This is a genomic window from Peribacillus sp. P4_B1 (genome assembly GCF_056402395.1).
This window is the reverse complement of sequence record NZ_JBFUHM010000183.1, coordinates 1-542: the sequence shown is the minus strand read 5'-3', so window position 1 is coordinate 542 and position 542 is coordinate 1. Positions and strand designations below refer to the sequence as shown.

Here is a 542-nt window from a genome sequence, read left to right as displayed (position 1 = left end):
CAAGGAGCCCTTGACCACCGCTGCTGTCGCGGCGGAGGTCTTGGCCATATTGGCGAAACCGGCCTTCGATCCGGTCGCGATCACTGTCAGCGTCTTTCCGACGTGGGCACTGGTCGGCTTATAGGTGCTGCTTGTGGCTCCGAGGATGACGACGCCGCCGGCCTTCCACTGGTAGGCCAGGCTCACCGGWGCCGGACCCCAGGTTCCGGGGACGGCGGTAAGSGTCGAACCGACCTTCGCKGYRCCAGTGATSGTAGGGRCCGCCCCCGAAAGGGAACCCTTGAASGCTGCCACCCAYAGGGCCGGCGCGCCTGGGGYCAARACATAGYCYWTCTTCGCCCGCGCGCTCACGATGACGACCCAGGTCCCGGGATACGTACCCGCAGCCACGACCTGCCCGTCCACAAGGTACTCGACACCGGTCGTGGCGGGAACCGTGTAGGTGTCGTCCTTAGTCCCGACCTTGTCAGTGAAAGTCACTGCCGCGGGAGAGACCAGGAACGGGGTCGCCTTAAACGTCGTCGACCATGATGCCAAGGCAC

Annotated in this window: 1 protein-coding gene; it reads right to left on the bottom strand. The window is 65.2% G+C overall.

Annotated features, from left to right (window positions below; all coding sequences use genetic code 11):
• Positions 1-186: hypothetical protein (locus tag AC1DVK_RS27165; protein WP_477627853.1), on the bottom strand; the 186-nt coding region annotated here is incomplete at its 3' end.
• Positions 187-542 lie beyond the last annotated feature (356 nt).